This is a genomic window from Arthrobacter sp. 49Tsu3.1M3 (assembly GCF_900168135.1).
Taxonomy (GTDB): domain Bacteria; phylum Actinomycetota; class Actinomycetes; order Actinomycetales; family Micrococcaceae; genus Arthrobacter.
The window spans coordinates 1-2,809 of the sequence record NZ_FUZD01000043.1 but is presented as its reverse complement, the minus strand read 5'-3'; the positions used below and the strand labels follow the sequence as shown (position 1 = coordinate 2,809).

The window sequence follows — 2,809 nt, the reverse complement described above, 5'->3', positions numbered from 1 at the left end:
GCAGGCTTCTCCTGGCCGGTTGAGCCATCGCATGTGTGCACGGGCCGGGAGCGTATCGTGTGAACTGAAAGCCGATACCAAAAAGAAACGAGGTTTCCGCCGTGGTGAAAATCGCCGTGATGGTTGGCAGCACCCGTCCGGGCCGCCGGAGCAGGCAGGTGGCGGACTGGGTGCTGTCCCGGGCAACCTCCCGGGGAGGTGCTGACTTTGAGATGCTGGACTTGGCCGATTACAACCTTCCGCTGTTGGATGAGCCGATGCCTCCGTCCCTAGGGGACTACCGGCATGAGCACACGAAGGTCTGGGCCCGGACGATCTCGCGGTTCGACGGCTTTGTCTTTGTCACGGCTGAATACAATCACTCGGTTCCCGGGGTCTTGAAGAATGCCCTGGATTTCCTCTATGCGGAATGGAACAACAAAGCAGTGGGCTTCGTCTCCTATGGAAGCGCCGGTGGAGTCCGCGCTGTCGAAAACCTGCGCCTGATTGCCGGCGAACTGCAGATGGCCGACGTCCGGGCCCAGGTGGCCCTGCCCTTTGCCACGGATTTCCAGGATTTCAGCAAGTTCAGACCCAGCCAGACCGCGGAAGACGCCCTGGAGCCGCTCCTGGACCAGCTCATTTCATGGGCAACAGCATTGAAAACCCTCCGCACCTAGTCTCCGGCGATCCGGATGCCGGTTGCCGGTTGCCGGTTGCCTCAGGCTGTCCAAACTCGGAGCCTCGCTGTGTACAGGCGAGCCAGCCGCTGCAGAGGTCCTTTTGGCCCGGTCCTGGTCGCTGTTGCTTCTGGGTCTCGGCATAGCCCGTCGACTTCGGTGTCGATCGTGGCCGCGCTGGAGGCGTCTCGATGAGCTGTCCCCATCCGAGCCAATGCATCTCCTTGTCTGGGGGCGGGGGAAGACGCCGCCGACCCCGTCGATGACCGCGCTGAATTAGATCCTCAGGCCGGCGATGCTGTGGTCGTTGCGGTGCTGCGCCGGGGAGTCATCGACGCTGACACCCTCCGACTCAGAGACCCAGTCCAGGGCGACAGCGGGCACTTCCTGCCGCTTCGGGCCGCCTGCGGCAGATCCGTGATGTCCAAGGCCACCGGTGACCATTCCCGGGCCGGCGGGCCCGGCCCGTTAGGCTGCCATCCGTGGATCCGGCCCGTGGCCCTTCTTTCCCGGCCGGGCCGAGGCGCTGCGGTGGGACGTTGCGGGGTCCGCGATGTGGGTGCCAGCGGGAACGATGCTGTCCCCGTGCAGCCGGACCCCGTGGCCGATTCGGGCGCCGGTTCCGATGCGGGAGTGGCTGCCGATCCGGGCCCTGCTGCCCACTGCCGCTCCGCGGCCCACGTAGACGTCATCTCCGATGACGACGTGGTCCCCGACCGTCGCCCGGCGGTCTATCCAGCCCCCGCGGCCGATCCTGCAGTGGGAGCCGATGCGGGCGCCTGCCTCGATATAGGTTGTTGCGTCGATGTAGGAGTTCTCCTCCGCCAGCGCGCCGGGCCCGAGCAGGCCCCCGCCGTTTGCGTGCCGGTGGTACGTCGTGGCCCTGCCGGCGTCGTCTTCGACGACCTCGATGATGTTCCTTCTCACTTCATTCCTTTCTGGCGCTCACGGGCACCACAACAATTAACGCCGCCAGTGCGGGATAGATTCCGCACAACGGGGCGGCACACAACGGGGCGTTCGAACGAGGGGCGGTGGATCCGCCCCGGCCTGGTCCGCAGGCGGGTGCCCGGTCCGGAATCCGGGCCTGCGGCATGCCGTGTTATCTGGCGATCATGATGTTGCAGGGTGCGTGGGTCAGGACGGTTACCAGCGTGCCGGGGTGGCCTTCGGCGCCGTGTGCTCCGAGCACCAGCAGCTCGGCTTCCGCGCCGGCGCCGATCAGGGCGCTGGCCACGGGCTCGCCGGAGAGGAGGTCTTCGGTTACGGGGAGGTCAGGATCGAGTTCCCGCACGCGGAGCATGGCATTGTGCAGCACGGTCCGGCCGTGGAACCGGGACGGGGTATGACGCCCCGGCCCGGGTGGTCTCGTGTCCACGTGGACGATCCGCAGCGCCGTTTGCAGGCTGCGTGCGACCGGAACTGCCTGTTCCAGGACTTTGCTGCTGCGTAGGTGGCCGTCGACGCAGGCGACGACCGGTTTTTGTTCCTCGTGCCGGGCACGGATCACTACGAGTGGGGAGGGGCAGGCCGCGGCAAGGTCAAGGGACACGGAGCCGACAAGCTTTCCCAGGAAGGTGCCGAGACCGCGGTTGCCGATAACCAGCAGCCTGGCCTCGAGAGATTCCCGGCGCAGGACCTCCGCGGGCAATCCGGCGCCAATGCGCGGATCAATGGACAGCCCGGGGCAGATCCCGCGGGCGAGATCGACGCCCTCGGCGAGAATCACTTCGGCTGCGTGGCGCAGCCCGCTGTCCGCGACGCCCTTCACCGGGCCCACGTCATGGGTAAACAGAGGCCAGATCCAGGCATGAATGATCCGCAGCGAAGCGCGGGCCGCCCCGGCGTAGCCGGCGGCCCAGCGAAGGGCGAGCCGGGAGGAGTCCGAGCCGTCATACCCGAGGGCCACCTGGGCATCCATGGTTACCGCCCCTTCACCGCCGGTGCCAGCGTAGAAGACCGCGGCCGGAGCCGCCTTTTCCGCTGGCTGCATCTATCAAAATGGTATCCGCAGACCGCTGGATCTCAAGAAAGCGCCCTGGTATTGGGCGGCAGTAACCGGGCCGACGGATTAGGTTGAGGGGTCCTGCCCGATGAATGTCCCGGGCGGCATCCGGGCGCCGAACACGGGGCCGGCGTCCGGCCTCTTG

At 66.7% G+C, this 2,809-nt stretch carries 3 protein-coding genes; 1 reads left to right on the top strand and 2 read right to left on the bottom strand.

Features of this window, described 5'->3' with window-relative positions; all coding sequences use genetic code 11:
- Positions 1-101: 101 nt before the first annotated feature.
- Positions 102-659: an NADPH-dependent FMN reductase gene (locus B5X90_RS20815; RefSeq protein ID WP_079555779.1), complete on the top strand. Its 558-nt coding sequence runs from the start codon at positions 102-104 to the stop codon at positions 657-659.
- Positions 660-1,127: 468 nt separating this feature from the next.
- Here the strand turns inward: B5X90_RS20815 and B5X90_RS20810 are convergent, their stop codons facing one another.
- Positions 1,128-1,586 carry a transferase gene (locus tag B5X90_RS20810; RefSeq protein ID WP_256860373.1) on the bottom strand — a complete coding sequence of 153 codons (459 nt, stop codon included), beginning with the start codon at positions 1,584-1,586 and terminating at the stop codon, positions 1,128-1,130.
- A 175-nt stretch (positions 1,587-1,761) separates the two neighbouring features.
- The gene (locus B5X90_RS20805) at positions 1,762-2,652 is read right to left on the bottom strand and encodes a universal stress protein (RefSeq protein WP_256860372.1); all 891 of its coding nucleotides are present in this window, start codon (positions 2,650-2,652) and stop codon (positions 1,762-1,764) included.
- Between the last annotated feature and the right edge of the window lie 157 nt (positions 2,653-2,809).